General features: G+C 49.5%; 16 protein-coding genes and 1 other RNA gene. 13 read left to right on the top strand and 4 right to left on the bottom strand.

The window, feature by feature from the left end; all coding sequences use genetic code 11:
- Positions 1-174 precede the first annotated feature (174 nt).
- Entirely contained in the window at positions 175-402 is a 228-nt protein-coding gene (locus tag LEUMU_RS0111210) for a lipoprotein (RefSeq protein WP_022952377.1), read from the top strand.
- 122 nt (positions 403-524) lie between these two features.
- Here LEUMU_RS0111210 and LEUMU_RS0111205 read toward each other — a convergent pair whose 3' ends face one another.
- A complete protein-coding gene (locus tag LEUMU_RS0111205) occupies positions 525-1,955 on the bottom strand; it encodes a pyridoxal phosphate-dependent decarboxylase family protein (RefSeq protein WP_022952376.1) in 1,431 nt (476 codons plus the stop codon).
- Between the two features lie 244 nt (positions 1,956-2,199).
- Here LEUMU_RS0111205 and LEUMU_RS0111200 point away from each other — a divergent pair, with 244 nt between their 5' ends.
- A complete protein-coding gene (locus tag LEUMU_RS0111200; protein ID WP_022952375.1) occupies positions 2,200-3,501 on the top strand; it encodes an NAD(P)/FAD-dependent oxidoreductase in 1,302 nt (433 codons plus the stop codon).
- A gap of 13 nt (positions 3,502-3,514) precedes the next feature.
- Positions 3,515-3,865: a DUF5368 domain-containing protein gene (locus tag LEUMU_RS0111195; RefSeq protein ID WP_022952374.1), complete on the top strand. Its 351-nt coding sequence runs from the start codon at positions 3,515-3,517 to the stop codon at positions 3,863-3,865.
- 16 nt (positions 3,866-3,881) lie between these two features.
- Here the strand turns inward: LEUMU_RS0111195 and hrpB are convergent, their stop codons facing one another.
- Together hrpB and LEUMU_RS0111185 are read right to left on the bottom strand one after the other, a co-directional pair.
- Positions 3,882-6,422: an ATP-dependent helicase HrpB gene (gene hrpB, locus LEUMU_RS0111190; RefSeq protein ID WP_022952373.1), complete on the bottom strand. Its 2,541-nt coding sequence runs from the start codon at positions 6,420-6,422 to the stop codon at positions 3,882-3,884.
- Positions 6,423-6,545: 123 nt separating this feature from the next.
- Positions 6,546-7,004, bottom strand: a complete 459-nt coding sequence (locus tag LEUMU_RS0111185) for a YHS domain-containing (seleno)protein (protein ID WP_022952372.1) — start codon at positions 7,002-7,004, stop codon at positions 6,546-6,548.
- Between the two features lie 154 nt (positions 7,005-7,158).
- On the opposite strand from LEUMU_RS0111185, the gene LEUMU_RS0111180 reads away from it, so the two are divergent.
- A complete protein-coding gene (locus LEUMU_RS0111180) occupies positions 7,159-7,599 on the top strand; it encodes a VOC family protein (RefSeq protein WP_022952371.1) in 441 nt (146 codons plus the stop codon).
- A 24-nt stretch (positions 7,600-7,623) separates the two neighbouring features.
- Positions 7,624-8,394, top strand: coding sequence for a hydroxyacylglutathione hydrolase (gene gloB / locus LEUMU_RS0111175; RefSeq protein WP_022952370.1), 771 nt, complete (start codon positions 7,624-7,626; stop codon positions 8,392-8,394).
- A 147-nt stretch (positions 8,395-8,541) separates the two neighbouring features.
- Here gloB and LEUMU_RS0111165 read toward each other — a convergent pair whose 3' ends face one another.
- Positions 8,542-9,381 (bottom strand): DUF4184 family protein, encoded by an 840-nt coding sequence (locus LEUMU_RS0111165; protein WP_022952368.1) that lies wholly within the window; start codon positions 9,379-9,381, stop codon positions 8,542-8,544.
- A gap of 68 nt (positions 9,382-9,449) precedes the next feature.
- Here LEUMU_RS0111165 and ffs point away from each other — a divergent pair.
- The 8 genes from ffs to mlaD all read left to right on the top strand — a co-directional run bounded on the left by ffs (position 9,450) and on the right by mlaD (position 15,310).
- Positions 9,450-9,546: signal recognition particle sRNA small type (ffs, locus tag LEUMU_RS28560), an RNA gene on the top strand.
- A gap of 45 nt (positions 9,547-9,591) precedes the next feature.
- Positions 9,592-11,826, top strand: a complete 2,235-nt coding sequence (dnaX, locus tag LEUMU_RS0111160) for a DNA polymerase III subunit gamma/tau (RefSeq protein WP_026744682.1) — start codon at positions 9,592-9,594, stop codon at positions 11,824-11,826.
- A 65-nt stretch (positions 11,827-11,891) separates the two neighbouring features.
- Positions 11,892-12,218, top strand: coding sequence for a YbaB/EbfC family nucleoid-associated protein (locus LEUMU_RS0111155; protein ID WP_211223079.1), 327 nt, complete (start codon positions 11,892-11,894; stop codon positions 12,216-12,218).
- Positions 12,219-12,222: 4 nt separating this feature from the next.
- Positions 12,223-12,819 (top strand): recombination mediator RecR, encoded by a 597-nt coding sequence (gene recR, locus LEUMU_RS0111150; RefSeq protein WP_022952365.1) that lies wholly within the window; start codon positions 12,223-12,225, stop codon positions 12,817-12,819.
- Positions 12,820-12,854: 35 nt separating this feature from the next.
- Positions 12,855-13,190 (top strand): histidine triad nucleotide-binding protein, encoded by a 336-nt coding sequence (locus LEUMU_RS0111145; RefSeq protein ID WP_022952364.1) that lies wholly within the window; start codon positions 12,855-12,857, stop codon positions 13,188-13,190.
- A gap of 83 nt (positions 13,191-13,273) precedes the next feature.
- A complete protein-coding gene (locus LEUMU_RS0111140) occupies positions 13,274-14,065 on the top strand; it encodes an ABC transporter ATP-binding protein (protein WP_281169951.1) in 792 nt (263 codons plus the stop codon).
- Entirely contained in the window at positions 14,062-14,847 is a 786-nt protein-coding gene (gene mlaE / locus LEUMU_RS0111135) for a lipid asymmetry maintenance ABC transporter permease subunit MlaE (protein WP_022952362.1), read from the top strand. The genes LEUMU_RS0111140 and mlaE overlap by 4 nt, the downstream gene beginning before the upstream one ends.
- Before the next feature lies 1 nt (position 14,848).
- Positions 14,849-15,310 (top strand): outer membrane lipid asymmetry maintenance protein MlaD, encoded by a 462-nt coding sequence (mlaD, locus tag LEUMU_RS0111130; RefSeq protein ID WP_022952361.1) that lies wholly within the window; start codon positions 14,849-14,851, stop codon positions 15,308-15,310.
- Positions 15,311-15,345 lie beyond the last annotated feature (35 nt).

The raw sequence follows: 15,345 nt of genomic DNA, 5'->3' as shown, positions 1-15,345 counted from the left end.
ACAGGCTGTTTCATGGGATAGCCTGTAATTGCCTTATGTCACATAAACTCTGATATGCGCCAGTTTCAACAGTAGGGCAACTATTCAGCAATAGTGAACTCTTTAGCATTACGCGATTCCAAGTATTAGGCTTAAGCCGTCGGCTGGGCTTTATAAAAAACTGGAGAAATCAGTATGAAAAAAATAATCGTAGCCGTAATGGCATTAGGCATGGTGACTTTCTTAACGGGCTGTCCGGATAATCATCGCTATAAACAGGGGAAGCACAATAAGCACTCTGTGGGTAAGCATCACGGGAAGGGGAATAATCACAACGGTCGTTTGCCGGGTGATAATGGCCGTCGTTCACCCAATTGTTCAGCAGATGGTCCGGGCTGTGGGCAGTATAATCCTCGCCGATAAACTCAAGGTTTATCGCTAATAGTGACGGGAGTGGATTAATTTTCGCTGGTTAATAGCTTAGTCAAATCTAAGGGCAGCAAGCTTTTTATGGCGAGCTGCCTTTTTGAATTTAGCCGCTGTTTTTATTCGCTAGTAGCTTGTTTTAGCAGCACTAATAAGCGCTCCAAATGCTCTCGCGTAGTACCTTCCACGCCGATAGACACTCGCACCATCCAGCGCTCATCCAAAATCGAGGGCGACATAAATGCCTCTCCTGAGCGATTGATGCTATCCACCCAACTCCGCGTGTGTTTATCCAGCGCTTCACCGGCTAATGGTGAGCCATCATCGCTCAGTGGCGTATGGCGAATGCAGATGGTTTGCAGGTCAACCGGCGCTAATACTTCCCAGTGTGGCAGTGCTTCAATCTGCTGCTTAAACCATTGCGCATTGTCCAGATCGCGGCGAATGCGTTGGCGAATCGCATCTGGCCCATCCAGCCTTAAATGGAACCACAGTTTTAAGGCACGGAAGCGGCGGCCTAATGGAATGCCCCAGTCGCGGTATTGCACTACTTCGCCATCGGCAGAGGAGCGTAAATAGCTGGGATTAGTCGACATCACGCGTTCCAAATGAGTGACATCACGTACATAAAATAGCGCAGTATCTAAAATTGTACCCATCCATTTGTGAGGGTTCCAAGCCACGGAATCGGCTTTCTCGACGCCTTGCCATAAGTTGCGGCACTCAGGCAGTAGCATGGCAGAGCCAGCCATCGCCGCATCGACGTGTAACCAGATATTTTCAGCATTGGCGATATCGGCAATGGCATCAACCGGGTCCATTGCTGTGGTGCCGGTTGCGCCGACTGAGCAGACGATGCCTGCGGGCGTACGACCGGCTGCACGATCTTCAGCAATAGCGGCGGCAAGTGCTTCTGGCAGCATGGCGCGGGTGTAAGGGTCTTCTTCAATATAGCGTAAATTATCATTCCCAAATCCAGCCAGTTGTACCGCTTTGGCAATGGAGGAGTGAGCTTGTTTGGTGCTGTAAATAACTAATGGTGCGTTGAGAGCCGGTAAGCCGCCGTGATTTTTACTGAGATCACTGGCGCGCTCACGAGCCAAAATCATCGCCGTAACGCAGGCCGTGGAGGCGGTATCGTGAATGGTGCCATGCCATTGTTCGCTGAGCCCAGTGAGTTGTCTTAGCCAATCGCAGACCACTTGCTCAACTTCGGTGAGTGCAGGGCAGCTTTCCCAGGAAATCCCTAAAGTTCCCATGCCAGAGCTGGCAATATCGCCTAGTACCGAAGCTAAGGAAGCATTAGAGGGAAACCAGCCGAAATGCATTGGGTGCTGCACTTGAGTGACGCCGGGAACCACGAGTTTATCCAAATCGCTCATGACGGCACTGAAAGCTTCCGCGGAGGTCGGTGGTTCCTTGGGCAAGGCATTGCGCACATCACCGGGAGCGACTTGTGCCTTAACCGGCAACTCTGGAATGTGGGTGCGGTAATCTGCAATCCAGTCAATCAGTTCGTGTCCTGCCTTGCGGAATTCTTCTGGTGTCATAATGCCTCCTTTATTCGTGTTGCGATGACTTCAATATGAAGCCTTAGTAAAGCCTATATCAGCACTTTCTGGAAGCGTAAATTCTGCCGCCTTGATTAAGGCCTTGACTAGATTGATAAAAATCAATGATCACAAGCCATTCAAACTGCAAACTTTAGCCTGTCAGGTCATCGAGCAAGGAGTGAGGTCATTTTTATTTCATACCCGTGCTCGCCTCGAAAAAGCACTACAGGGTAGAAATACTATGATTAACAGACGTAAGTTTCTAGGGCTCTCCGCAGGCGCAACCGCGCTTTCTCTTTCTGGCTTAAGCCTTTCCGCCAACGCTGAACGCGTTAAAACATCCGCCAGAATCATTATTCTTGGCGCCGGTGCGGCGGGAACTGCAATGGCAAACCGACTGAATGAAAACCTCGATGGTGCCAAAATTATCATCATCGACGGCCGTAAACAGCACTTTTATCAACCAGGGTTTACGCTGATTGCGGCTGGATTAAAGCCAGCGGATTACTCGGTCAGCCAAACTGCCGACTGGCTGCCTTCGGGCGTTGAGTTGATTCAGGAAGCCGCCGCTGAAATTGATCCGGATGCCAAGTCCGTGACCACCACATCCGGTCAGCAAGTGTCTTATGACTATCTGGTGATTGCAACCGGCCTGAAGCTGGATTGGGCCAGTATTGAAGGGTTTGATCTGAGCCAGGTTGGTAAAAACGGTGTGGGTGCTGTGTATGCCGGTCCTGAGCATGCGGCCAATACCTGGAAGGCGATGGATAAGTTCACCGATGAGGGAGGTGTAGGCTTATTTACCCGTCCTGCCACGGAAATGAAATGTGCTGGCGCGCCGTTAAAATACACCTTTATGACGGATGATTACGCCCGTAAAAAGGGGACTCGCGGCAAAGTTAAAATTCACTATGCGGCACATTCTAAGTCTCTGTTTTCGGTTCCGATTGTGAATGAAAAAGTGCGCATGCTCTTTGAGGAGCGTGAGTTTGATACGGTGCACAATCATGTGATGAAAGCGATTGATCCGGGCAAAGGGATTGCGACTTTTGCGACACCAAATGGCGATGCTGAAATGGAGTTTGATTTTATCAATGTGATCCCACCAATGCGCGCTCCGGATGTCATCCGTAATTCGCCGTTGGCATGGTCGGATAAATGGATGGATCAGGGTTGGGTAGCGGCGGATAAGCACACCTTACGTCATCCTGTTTATTCTGAAATTTTTACGGTTGGCGATAGTGCCGGTGTACCAAAAGGTAAAACAGCGGCTTCGGTGAAATGGCAGGTGCCGGTTGCTATGGCGCACCTGATTGCGGATATCGAAGGTAAGGAAAGTGATGCCAGCTATAACGGCTATACCTCGTGCCCGCTAATTACCCGGATTGGTCGCGCCATGTTGGTTGAGTTTGATTACAAAAACAATCTCACCCCGTCATTTCCTGGTGTGATCGCGCCTTTGGAAGAGCTATGGATTTCATGGCTAATGAAAGAGGTTGCCCTGAAAGCAACCTATAACGCCATGTTACGCGGCAAGGCTTGAGGAGAAACTAGTTATGAATGAGTTAACATTTGGCACTTTAATTGCCGTATTTGAAGAAATATTTGGGCGTGGTTTGTTTTGGGGGATGGTCGCCGCGTGTGTGTTAATTGCGCTGCTGTTTTTTTATGTGGTGATTCGCGACAGTAAGATTGAGGCCCGTCGTTTGGTGCGGGCAGAGCTGTGGGCACCCATTGGTGCTGCACTGAGTATCTGGTTTGTATTTTTCATTACCAATTCTAACTTTGCCGATATTGGCGGGCCGGTGGATGTCATCGTGCTAATTCTGATTGGCGTTGGTGGGGCGGTTGGTACAACTATTCTGGCTTATACCGCGCAGTCATTATTCTCACCGCAGTCCAAGTAATAGGAAGAGGGCTTGCCTACCTCGGTTTAACTCTGCGGGTAGGCAATGCCACCAATGGATCATCCGGCCATGGATGTTTTGGGTAGCGGCCTTTCATATCCTTTTTTACATCGTGATATGAGGAGCGCCAGAAACCAGCCAAATCTTGGGTGATCTGTAAGGGGCGTCCGGCTGGTGATAATAAATGAACTACCAACGGCACTTTGCCATTAACCACTGTTGGTGATTGCTCGCAGCCAAACATTTCCTGTAGTTTTACCGCTAACACCGGTGGGTTTTCCGTGTAATCAATCGCAATTGACGAGCCCGATGGTACATTCAGACGCTTTGGCGCTAACTGATTAAGCCGTTGTTGTTGCTCCCACGGCAGTTTAGCCGCAAGAATTTCACCCAAATCCAGTTTCTTAAAATCTTGCAATAAGCTGATGTTATCTAAATAAGGCGCTAGCCAATCTTCTAACGTAGCAAGTAAATTTTCCGAGCTGACATCTGGCCAGTCTGCGCCTTCGCTTGAGCGTATTAATAAGATTCTGGCGCACCACTGTTGGTGCTCCGCTTTCCATGGCAAGAGTTGCAGGCCTTGTTTGCGAATATGACGAATCAGCGCGGCGCGTTTTGCAGCTAATGGCACTTTGCTTAGCGTTTCACGTTGCAAGACGAGCGCACCAATTTTTTGCTGTGTTTCCGCGACAAAGCGATTGCTCTGTTTATCCCATTCGGCAATGGTGTCGATGTGCACCATATTTTGCAGGGCGCTGTTAAATAGCGCTTCATCCAATACCGTTGCAGAGCGAATGGTGTCGCCTTTGCTGCCAACACTGCCACTGACTTCAGCGACGGCTAGCCACTGGCTATTACAAAGTGCATGATTGCCGACAAGGTTGGCGCTACGGCCATTGCTGAGTTGGTAACCCCCAGAATGCCGACGCCGTGCGATTCGGTCGGGATAAGCGCAGGCCAGCAAATAGCCCGTGAGTTGATCGGCTTTGAGTAAATAGCTGACGGCATCGCTTTGAGCATTACTATTTTTAATCGCGTTCTCAAATTCCCGTGCTAACTGCTGTGTCCGCTTTAGCCAGCCCTGATGCTGCGGTGGACAATTACGGTCACCAGCTACTAACTCCAAACGATATCCGATATCCGGATAATCACGGCTAAACGGGTCACGGTCGGATAATAAGCTAGCCAATTGGCAGGCGCTGCGAGTCTTGCCGATCGCTACGCCACACAATAATAAATGCGCCAATCTAGGGTGTACGGGCAGGGCGGTCATTGCCTGGCCGTGTTTGGTCAGGGTTGGGTTGCCTGCTTTAATTTCAAGCGCACCGAGCGACTCCAGCAGGTCAATAGCTTGCTGCCAAGGACCTTTAGGTGGTGGGTCAAGCCAGCGTAATTCATCGGGATCGTTAATGCCCCACTGCAGAAGCTGTAAAGCGAGTGGCGCAAGGTCGGCTTTAAGAATTTCGGCGCTGCCATGCGGAGCAAGCTGTTGCTGCTGGCTGGCAGACCACAGCCGATAACATTTACCGGGCCGTAAGCGACCGGCACGACCGGCGCGTTGAATGCTGGAAGCCGCAGAGATTTTAACGGTATGCAAACCGGTCATGCCCGTTGAGGGATTAAAGGTGGCTTCGCGGGCAAGGCCGGAATCAACCACGACATCAACCCCTTCGATGGTTAAGCTGGTCTCGGCGATATTAGTCGCCAGCACCACTTTCTGATCATGCGCTTCAGTTCCGGTTAGTGGCGCAATGGCTTGTTGCTGCGCTTCAATTGATAGATTGCCATACAGCGGGCGCAGATGAATGCCGCCTAATTGGCGCTCCCGTAACCAGTCCGACAACATGCCAACCGTACGATGGATTTCACCTTGGCCGGGTAAAAAAGCCAATACACTACTTTCTGGATTGTCCGATAACGCCTGTTTAATCGTCGCCACCATGCGATCGACGGTGCGCTCTTTGGGTTGACTCGCCGCGCCATAAATGACCTCGACCGGATGGGTTTTACCTTCACTGCGTACCACCGGCGCATCATTTAGCAAGTCTGAGATTGCATGGCTATCTAAGGTGGCTGACATCACCAGAATTTTCAGTGGGCTATCGGCGTCATCATTACGAAATAATTCACGACCTTTCAGGCAAAGGCTCAGCGCTAAATCTGACTCCAGATTCCGCTCATGAAATTCATCAAAAATCACCAGCCCAACATCCTCCAACGAAGGATCTTGCTGCAGCATGCGGGTGAGAATGCCTTCGGTAATGACTTCGATTTTGGTATCGCGCCCCACTTTGGTATCCAGTCGCATGCGATATCCAACGCGCTGGCCGGGTGCTTCATTAAGCAAGCTCGCCATGCGGTGCGCCGCGGATTTCGTGGCAATACGGCGCGGCTCTAGCATTAATGTTTTTTTGCCAGCGAGCCATGACTCCTGCATCAACGCCAGTGGCACCATCGTGGTTTTACCTGCACCCGGCGGCGCTTCCAGTACAACTTCATGGCGCTCAGAAAGCTGTTGCTTTAATTCATCCAGAACCGCTTCGATTGGCAAGGGCATAGCATCTTCTGTGGTTATTAGTGGGTTTGGTGTTCGTGAAAGGATTGTAACGCCCAAAACCAAAAAGGGCACTCCGAATTCCTCCGGAGTGCCCTTTGCTAACCAGTTAATAGTGTGCGGATATTATTCTGCTAGCAGTTTTGGCCAATTTTTATCAGCCGAAGTAATGTGGCCGGGAACATCTTTTAGCCAAGTCGTTTGAATATCTTGGTTATAGTTTAAGTACAGTTTTCCATCTTCAATGTGCCAAGCGTTAGGATCAGACTTTGCCGTAGAACCTTGGCTTACTGCCCAAGCGCAATAGCCGCCGTACTGAGGGGCAAATTTTTCAGGGTTGGCAATGAAATCAGTCTTGTTCTCTGCAGTGCTGAAGTACCATTTGGAACCATTCCACTCGTGAGTGAAATCGCCATTGCCTTCGACTGGCTTGCCTTCTTTAAAGTAAGCAACGGGGTCATAGCCGTCGATGGCGCTGCCAAAAAAGTTCTCATGGATCGGGTCGATAGCAAAGGCATTGCCCTGCATAAATAAGCCCAGCAATAATAACAACGGCCATTTCATTATCTTTTTAGCGAATGACATAATAATTTCCTGCTACAGTGAGTGATAATCTTTATACGGCGAGCATTCACATTTAGATTCGTTAATGTCGGTACGTTTGTCGGTAAAAGAATTTTGTCACTGATTTCAGCTCGGTTACAATCGCCGCATTCAAACCGCTAACAGGACGCTAACGATGAAATACCTGCACACAATGATCCGCATTACGGATGTCGATGAGTCTTTAGATTTTTTCTGTAACAAATTAGGCATGGTGCTGATTAATCGTGATGACTATGAAGATGGCCGTTTCTCGCTGATCTTTTTAGCAGCGCCGGGTGATGAAGCGTTTGCTCGCGAAACCCGTCAAACCGAGCTGGAACTGACCTATAACTGGGATCCTGAAGTGTATACCGGTGGCCGTAATTTTGGTCATTTGGCCTATGAAGTCGATAATATTTATGAGACTTGCCAGCGATTGTTAGATGGTGGTGTAACCATCAACTACCCACCGCGCGATGGCCATATGGCGTTTATTAAATCACCGGATAACATTTCAATCGAGCTACTGCAAAAGGGTGAGGCATTACCACCCGCAGAGCCTTGGATTTCGATGGAAAATACCGGTACTTGGTAAGTCAGTAATATTTAAGGAACACCTATGAGTAAGCTCGAATTTTTCCAATTTCCGTATGTGTTTGATGATAACTATGGTGTGCTGATTCATTCACCTGATACGGGCGAAACGGCCTGTATTGACTGCGGCGTTGCAGAAACTTATCAGCAGGCGCTGGATGAAAAGGGCTGGAAACTGAGTCAGATTTTTGTCACGCATCATCATCGCGATCATACGAGTGGTGTATTGGCGCTGAAAGAGGCCACTGGCGCTAAAGTTACAGGACCGGATTACCTCGGCGCTAACCCGATTAAGGGCGTGGATGTGCGGGTTAAGGATGGCGATGTTTTTCAGTTTGCCGGCCATGATGTGCATGTGTTGTATACACCTGGTCATACCATGGATCTGATCAATTATTACATTCCGTCATGCGGGGTCATTTTTGTGGGTGATACCTTGTTTGCCATGGGCTGCGGTAAGGCGTTTGAAGGTACTGCGCCGATGATTTGGGAAAGCCTGAAGAAATTACACGCGCTGCCGCCAGAGACGATGGTGTATTGCAGTCATGAATACACGCAGGAGAATGCGGGCTTTGCAGTGACGGTTGACCCGGATAATGAAGCGCTTAAAGCACGGGTTCAGGAAGTGGATCGATTGCGGGCGCAGGATATTCCAACCGTGCCATTTTCGCTGGCGACTGAGCTGGCGACTAATCCATTTTTGCGGGCTAATGATCCAAGTATTCGCAAGCACTTAGGGATGGAGAATGTGCCCGAAGTGGATGTGTTTAGTAAGATTCGTGAGTTACGTGGCTGATGATCTGAATTGCTCGGCGGTTAGTACTGGCAATTGATTACAGGCTCAGGTGCAATACCTGAGCCTGATGAGCCTGATGAGCCTGATGAGCCTGATGAGCCTGATGAGCCTGATGAGCCTGATGAGCCTGATGCTGCTCTGGGCTAATTAGTTTGTTTGGGATGTTGCCCGCGCGGGCATTCGACGAACTTGGCTGCGATATAACAACCATTGATAAACCAATCCAAGTACGCTGGTAGTCACTATCAAGGTTGCTGCCGCAGCGACTAAACCCTGTTTAAATCCCAACTGTAAACTGTGCAAACCAAACAGCACATCACTCTCCGGCATGCTGTAATAGATCACCACCATCCACACCAAACCTGGTACCAACACTAATAAAAACAACGCGGCATAGCGCAACGTAGGGCTAGGCTGCCAAAGCATTTGATGCGTTTCAGTCGTATCGCGATACCAGCGCCAAATCCACCACATCAACAGCATTAAGCCTAATACCGTACTCAGGTGCTGAAAAATGCGGTACGACATGACTGGATAACCATCTAAGCTCATAACCGGTTGCTGAAGCAGGGTAATGTGTTGCGGAATGCCACTTTCATGGGTCATCCAATCCCAAATAATATGCGTTGCCGCTCCAATTAGGATGGAAATGATCACCGCATGAGCATTATTCATCGGTGGACATTTACCCAAGGATAAATGCGGTGGCAACTTGTGGCGTAAGGGCGCTGGAAAAAGCGAGACTAATACCGGCGCCATCAATAAATGATAGAGATAAAAGAATCCAATCCCCATCGGCAGGCACACTTTAAGTAAGCCCATGAGTGAGTGACTTTCCAGTCGGTAGTAGTAGACAAACTCCGGCGGTAACATATAAACAAAGTCGGGAATCATCGCGCCAATAAACAGCGCGGAAAGTCCTCCGAAGTCGCCAAGGTATTTTTTTAATGGGATGGCGGCTACGGGGTGAGATAATGTAAAAGGCATATTCGATTTCTGCTTGTGAGTGCGGTGATTTTCCCGCATAATGCGTCGCTCTGCAATATGGTGACCTGCATCGGTCTCCTCGCGACGAGAAACTGCAAACCCAGCCAGGTCCGGAAGGAAGCAACTGTAGTGGTGGATTCGTGCGCTGAGGGTCGGCTGATGTGGGTTGCCACCAGTTGCAGCTCTTTTCAGCCATCTGTATATTACCTTATGAGTTATCAGGTTCTTGCGCGAAAATGGCGTCCCCAGAATTTCAAAGAAATGGTCGGCCAGCAACATGTGTTGCGCGGGCTGATTAATGCTCTTGATAACGACCGGCTACACCACGCTTATCTATTTACCGGCACCCGCGGCGTCGGAAAAACAACCATTGCACGAATTCTGGCAAAATGCCTGAACTGCGAGACGGGGATTACCTCGGAACCTTGCGGCGTTTGTAATGCCTGTACTGAAATTGCCGCTGGCCGCTTTGTTGATCTGATTGAGGTCGATGCCGCCTCACGTACCAAAGTCGAAGATACCCGTGAGCTACTGGATAATGTTCAGTACGCACCGACCCGTGGTCGTTTTAAAGTCTATTTGATCGATGAAGTCCACATGCTATCCGGCCACAGTTTCAACGCTTTGTTGAAAACGCTGGAAGAGCCTCCCGGACATGTAAAATTTCTATTTGCGACAACTGATCCGCAAAAACTACCCGTCACTATTTTATCGCGCTGCCTGCAATTTAATCTAAAGCGTATGACGCTGGATATGATTGCCGGACACCTTAAGCACTTGCTGGAAGAAGAGCAGATTTCCGGAGATGATGCCTCGGTTCGCCTGTTATCCCGTGCGGCTGACGGCAGTATGCGGGATGCCTTGAGTTTGATGGATCAGGCGATTGCGTTCGGCGATGGCACTTTAAAGCTCGATGAAGTACGCGAAATGTTAGGCAGTATTGCGCATGACCCGCTGATTGCTTTGCTCGAAATGGTGGTTGCCGGTGATGGCGCAGGCATTATTGCCAAAGTCGATGATATGGCTGGCGTAACTCCTGATTTTGCGGCTGCGACTGATGCGATGATTGCTATGTTGCACCAGTTGGCAGTGTTGCAAGTTGTGCCGGGCGCGGATGAAGATGATGATAATCTTCGCGAGCTAGCTGGCAAAATGACGAAGGAAGATGTGCAGCTGTATTATCAGATTGCATTGACTGGCCGTCGTGATTTATCGCTGGCGCCTGATCCTCGCAGTGGCTTTGAAATGTTAATGCTGCGTATGTTGGCATTTCGCCCGACGACGATTGCGCCAATTTCAACGCCGGCTATGCCTGCACCAGCTGCTACGAACTCATCGACACCTACGATATCTGCACCGGTTGCCCAAGCTTCTGAGCCTGTCGTGGCTGCTCCTAGTAGTACAGTAGAATCTGCTATACCTTCAGCGGCCAGTGCTAGTGATACCGTCTCATCGACTACTGCGCTGACCAATAGTGATGCATCGACAGACCGTGCTTCTAAAATTGCTTCGGCTGTTGCCGCAGCGGCTGCATTGGTGGATGAAGAGAGCGCAGAATCCAAAAAAAAAACCATAGCGGATAACGCTAGCACCACAACAACATCGGTAGCACCAGCACCAGCACCAGCACCAGCACCAGCACCAGCACCAGCACCAGCACCAGCACCAGCACCAGCACCAGCACCAGCACCAGCACCAGCACCAAAGCCGGCTGCGCCTGCGTATGATGACGATGATGTGCCGCCAGCTTGGGATGAATATGATCAAATGATCAGCCAAGCCAGCAGTGTCAAGCCCGTTAAGCAAGTTGCTGAGAGTGCGCCACCGGTTGATGATATTCCACCGCCATGGAAAACGGATAAGCCTGCCGCACAAGTTAATGACTTTGCTCAGAAACCTGCTGCGCCTACAAGGCCATCAGAAAGCGCTACACCCGCTGCTAGAGCACCTGAAGTGAGTGAGCCACCACTTCAAACCAATAATTCGGCTCCAAAAGCCAATTCACCGGAACCAAATCGCGCAGCGCCTGCCTCACAAGCTACTGATTACGAGAAAATCGAAGCCGATGATGAGTGGTACAAGGTTGTAAAATCCTTGAAATTATCCGGTTTAGCGGCGGCGTTAATTCAGCACTGTAATATGGACGAGCAAACCGACTCCAAAATCATGCTGCATCTGGAAAGTGCCAGTGAAATGCTGATGCGCGAAGGGGTGGTTGATGAGATTGAAGCGGCGCTTAACGAGTATTACGGTACCCAGCGCACCTTAGTCGTTGCACTTAGGGATTTAAAACTGGAAACGCCGGCCCAATATGATGCTCGTTACTTGGTAGAACGTCAGCAGGCCGCTGAACAACACATCCACGAGGATAGTTTTGTAAAGGCGTTGGCTGAGCGTTTTGGCGCGCGAGTAGTACCCGGCTCAGTGCGCCCGAAGACCGAATAAACAACTTTAATTAACAAGCCCTTGGGCTATACTGGTACAAATTGAATTCAGGAGAGATTGACATGATGAAAGGTGGTTTGGGCAACATGATGAAGCAGGCGCAAAAAATGCAGGAAGACATGCAGCGCGCGCAGGCAGAAATCGCCCTATTAGAAGTCACTGGTGAGTCTGGTGGTGGATTAGTGGCTGTCACAATCAATGGTCAGCACGAATGCAAGCGCATTAAAATTGATCCAAGCCTGATGGAAGATGATGATCAGGAAATGCTGGAAGACCTGATTGCTGCCGCATTTAATGACTCTGTTCAGAAGCTGGCTGCTGAAACTAAAAGCCGCATGGCTGGTGTCACAGCAGGCATGAACTTGCCAGCTGGAATGAAGTTGCCATTCTGATTCAATGTCAGAATCTTCTTTATTGAACGAACTGGTAGATGCTTTTAAGTGTTTACCAGGGGTTGGCGCGCGCACCGCACAACGCATGAGCTTTTATCTGCTTGAGCATGACCGTGAAGCTGGATTACGTTTGGCTTCCGCGATGCAACAGGCAATCGAGAAGATTGGCCACTGCAAGCGCTGCCGGACGCTCACCGAGCATGAACTGTGCAAAATTTGTAGCAATACCAAGCGTGATGAAAGCGCCTTGTGTATTGTTGAAAACCCTTCCGATGTGATTGCACTGGAGCAGGCGACCGATTATCGCGGCTTCTATTTTGTGTTGATGGGAAAGCTCTCACCGCTGGATGGCATTGGTCCTGAGCAGTTGGGATTAGACCTTCTAGACGAGCGATTAGCGGCTGGTGATATCAAAGAGCTAATCTTAGCCACCAATCCCACTATCGAAGGCGAAGTTACCGCACACTACATCCACGAAATGGCCTCGCGCCATGGCGTTTCCGCAACGCGTATTGCTCACGGTGTACCGGTGGGTGGCGAGCTGGATTACGTGGATAGTGGCACCTTATCGCATGCGTTCGACGGTCGTCGCGCTTACTAAATACGAAACGCTGAGAAAAACCACAGGGATCAATGATGACGGATTGTTTGTTTTGTAAAATTCTGGCGGGTGAAGTGCCTTCTGAAAAAGTCTATGAAGACGAGCACTTGTTTGCATTCAAAGATATTTACCCGAAAGCGCCATATCACGTATTGATCATTCCTAAAAAGCACATTGCTACCTTGAATGATCTGGGTGATGACGACACCGAATTGGCCGGTCGCATGATACAAGCTGCTAAGCATTTAGCCAAAGAAGCAGGCTTTGCGGATGATGGCTATCGTGTGGTGATGAATTGCGGCGAAGGTGGTGGTCAGATTATTTTCCACATGCATCTACATTTGATGGGCGGCAGAACCTTTAAAGCCTAAACTGTGCTATCTTTCGCCTGAAGTACTTGATCACTAATTATAACTAGTCATTATTGACAGGGCATATTTTGGGCGACGCATTTATAAAAATCGACAACCTCCATTTTTCGCGAGGGGGTCGAAAGATCTTTAATGGGATTAATCTTGAGATTCCCCGAGGGGCAATTACCGCCATCATGGGGCCCAGCGGCTGCGGTAAAACCACGCTGCTGCGACTGATTGGTGGGCAACTGCGTGCCGACAGTGGGTCGATTGAGGTTAATGGTCAGGCACTCAACGCGGTCAATCGGCGTGAGCTGTTTTCCATGCGCAAGCAGATGGGTATGCTATTTCAGTCCGGCGCCTTGCTGACCGACCTTTCAGTGTTTGAGAATGTCGCCTTCCCAATCCGTGAACATTACCAATTTTCGGAATCCATGATTCGCGATATCGTGCTGATGAAGCTGGATATTGTGGGCTTGCGTGGGGCTCGGGATTTGATGCCTGCTGAACTGTCTGGCGGGATGTCTCGCCGTGTCGCCTTGGCGCGCGCCATTGTGCTTGATCCTGCACTGATGATGTATGACGAGCCTTTCACTGGCTTAGACCCCATTACGCTTGGCAGTATCGTGCGCTTAATTCGCACTCTAAAAGAGTCGCTGGGGATTACTAGTATGCTGGTATCTCATGATATTCACGAAAGCTTATCCATCGCTGATTACCTCTGTGTGGTGGCGGAAGGCAAGATTGTCGCGCAGGGTAAAGTGGCGGATGTACAAGCGATGGACTCGCCGTGGTTGCAGCAATTCTTAAGTGGCTCCTCTGAAGGGCCGGTGGCTTTTCATTATCCAGCTGCTGAGCGAAGTGATGATTTCCTGCTTGGAGGTGATTCATGATTAGTGGTGTTTTGCAGCAAGTTGGAGCCGTGACGCTGGGTATGTTGGAACGGTTGGGGCGTGCTAGCCTTTTTCTGTTTGCGATTCTAAGAGGCTTGCCGATAGTCGTCTTACGTCCGGCATTGCTGGTGCAATCGCTATATTCGGTGGGTGTGCTCTCCTTATTGATTATTCTGTTCTCGGCACTATTTGTCGGTATGGTCATTAGCTTATTAGGCTATGTCACGCTGGTGGATTTTGGTGCAGAGCAGTCCTTAGGTGTATTGGTGGCCCTGTCGATTTTGCGGGAGTTGGCGCCAGTATTAACCGCTTTATTATATTCCGGTCGTGCAGGTTCAGCACTCACCGCCGAAATCGGTTTAATGAAAGCCACTGAGCAATTAGCCAGTATTGAAATGATGGCGATTGATCCGGTGCGCCGCATTATCGCGCCACGCTTTGCGGCCGGTATTATTGCCGTTCCTTTGCTAACCTTAATGTTTATGGTGGTCGGAATTTACAGCGGCTACCTGATCGGCAGTGGTTGGTTGGGGGTGGACGATGGCTCCTTCTGGTCACAAATGCAGAGCAAAGTGCAATGGCAGCATGACATTCTAAATGGCTTGCTCAAGGGCTTTATTTTCGGCATTGCGGTGAACTGGATTGCCTTATTTGAGGGTTATGATGCGATGCCAACCTCGGAAGGGGTAGCACGTGCCACAACGCGTTCGGTGGTGTATTCCGCCTTGGTTGTATTGGGATTAGATTTCGTATTAACCAGTCTGATGTTTGCAGAGGTATAAAATGAAGAATTCTAAAAGTCTGGAGATTTTAGTCGGGCTGTTTGTGTTGTTGGGGCTGGGTAGTCTATTGGTGCTGGCGTTAAATATCAGCAAAGTAAGCAATGGCTTTTCATCCCCTAAAACTTATCAGGTGCAAGCGCGCTTTGATAATGTCGGCGGACTGCGAAGCCGCGCTAAAGTCACCATGTCGGGCGTAAATGTCGGACGAGTCGTGAGCGTTGGCTACAGCAAAGAGTTTTCTCAGGCGCTGGTGACTATGGAGATTAATCAGGACTTCGAACTAACCAGCGACACACAAGCGAGCATTTACACGGCGGGTTTATTGGGCGAACAATATATTTCTCTGGAACCTGGTGCAGAAGACACGGTCTTAAAAGACGGAGATTTGATTTTTTTGACGCAATCTGCACTGGTTTTGGAAGAGATTATCGGCAAAGTACTGGTTAATCTAAGCACAAAATAACGATAAATCAATGCGTAGTTACTTGGGAGAGTAAG

The organism is Leucothrix mucor DSM 2157 (assembly GCF_000419525.1).
Lineage (GTDB): Bacteria > Pseudomonadota > Gammaproteobacteria > Thiotrichales > Thiotrichaceae > Leucothrix > Leucothrix mucor.
The sequence above is the reverse complement of the archived record's forward strand: the minus strand, read 5'-3'. Positions and strand labels throughout refer to the sequence as shown.

Coding starts and splice junctions, on each gene's coding strand:
- LEUMU_RS0111210 (WP_022952377.1), top strand. CDS start 175: ATGAAAAAAATAATCGTAGCCGTAATGGCATTAGGCATGGTGACTTTC.
- LEUMU_RS0111205 (WP_022952376.1), bottom strand. CDS start 1,955: ATGACACCAGAAGAATTCCGCAAGGCAGGACACGAACTGATTGACTGG.
- LEUMU_RS0111200 (WP_022952375.1), top strand. CDS start 2,200: ATGATTAACAGACGTAAGTTTCTAGGGCTCTCCGCAGGCGCAACCGCG.
- LEUMU_RS0111195 (WP_022952374.1), top strand. CDS start 3,515: ATGAATGAGTTAACATTTGGCACTTTAATTGCCGTATTTGAAGAAATA.
- hrpB (WP_022952373.1), bottom strand. CDS start 6,422: ATGCCCTTGCCAATCGAAGCGGTTCTGGATGAATTAAAGCAACAGCTT.
- LEUMU_RS0111185 (WP_022952372.1), bottom strand. CDS start 7,004: ATGTCATTCGCTAAAAAGATAATGAAATGGCCGTTGTTATTATTGCTG.
- LEUMU_RS0111180 (WP_022952371.1), top strand. CDS start 7,159: ATGAAATACCTGCACACAATGATCCGCATTACGGATGTCGATGAGTCT.
- gloB (WP_022952370.1), top strand. CDS start 7,624: ATGAGTAAGCTCGAATTTTTCCAATTTCCGTATGTGTTTGATGATAAC.
- LEUMU_RS0111165 (WP_022952368.1), bottom strand. CDS start 9,381: ATGCCTTTTACATTATCTCACCCCGTAGCCGCCATCCCATTAAAAAAA.
- dnaX (WP_026744682.1), top strand. CDS start 9,592: ATGAGTTATCAGGTTCTTGCGCGAAAATGGCGTCCCCAGAATTTCAAA.
- LEUMU_RS0111155 (WP_211223079.1), top strand. CDS start 11,892: ATGAAAGGTGGTTTGGGCAACATGATGAAGCAGGCGCAAAAAATGCAG.
- recR (WP_022952365.1), top strand. CDS start 12,223: ATGTCAGAATCTTCTTTATTGAACGAACTGGTAGATGCTTTTAAGTGT.
- LEUMU_RS0111145 (WP_022952364.1), top strand. CDS start 12,855: ATGACGGATTGTTTGTTTTGTAAAATTCTGGCGGGTGAAGTGCCTTCT.
- mlaE (WP_022952362.1), top strand. CDS start 14,062: ATGATTAGTGGTGTTTTGCAGCAAGTTGGAGCCGTGACGCTGGGTATG.
- mlaD (WP_022952361.1), top strand. CDS start 14,849: ATGAAGAATTCTAAAAGTCTGGAGATTTTAGTCGGGCTGTTTGTGTTG.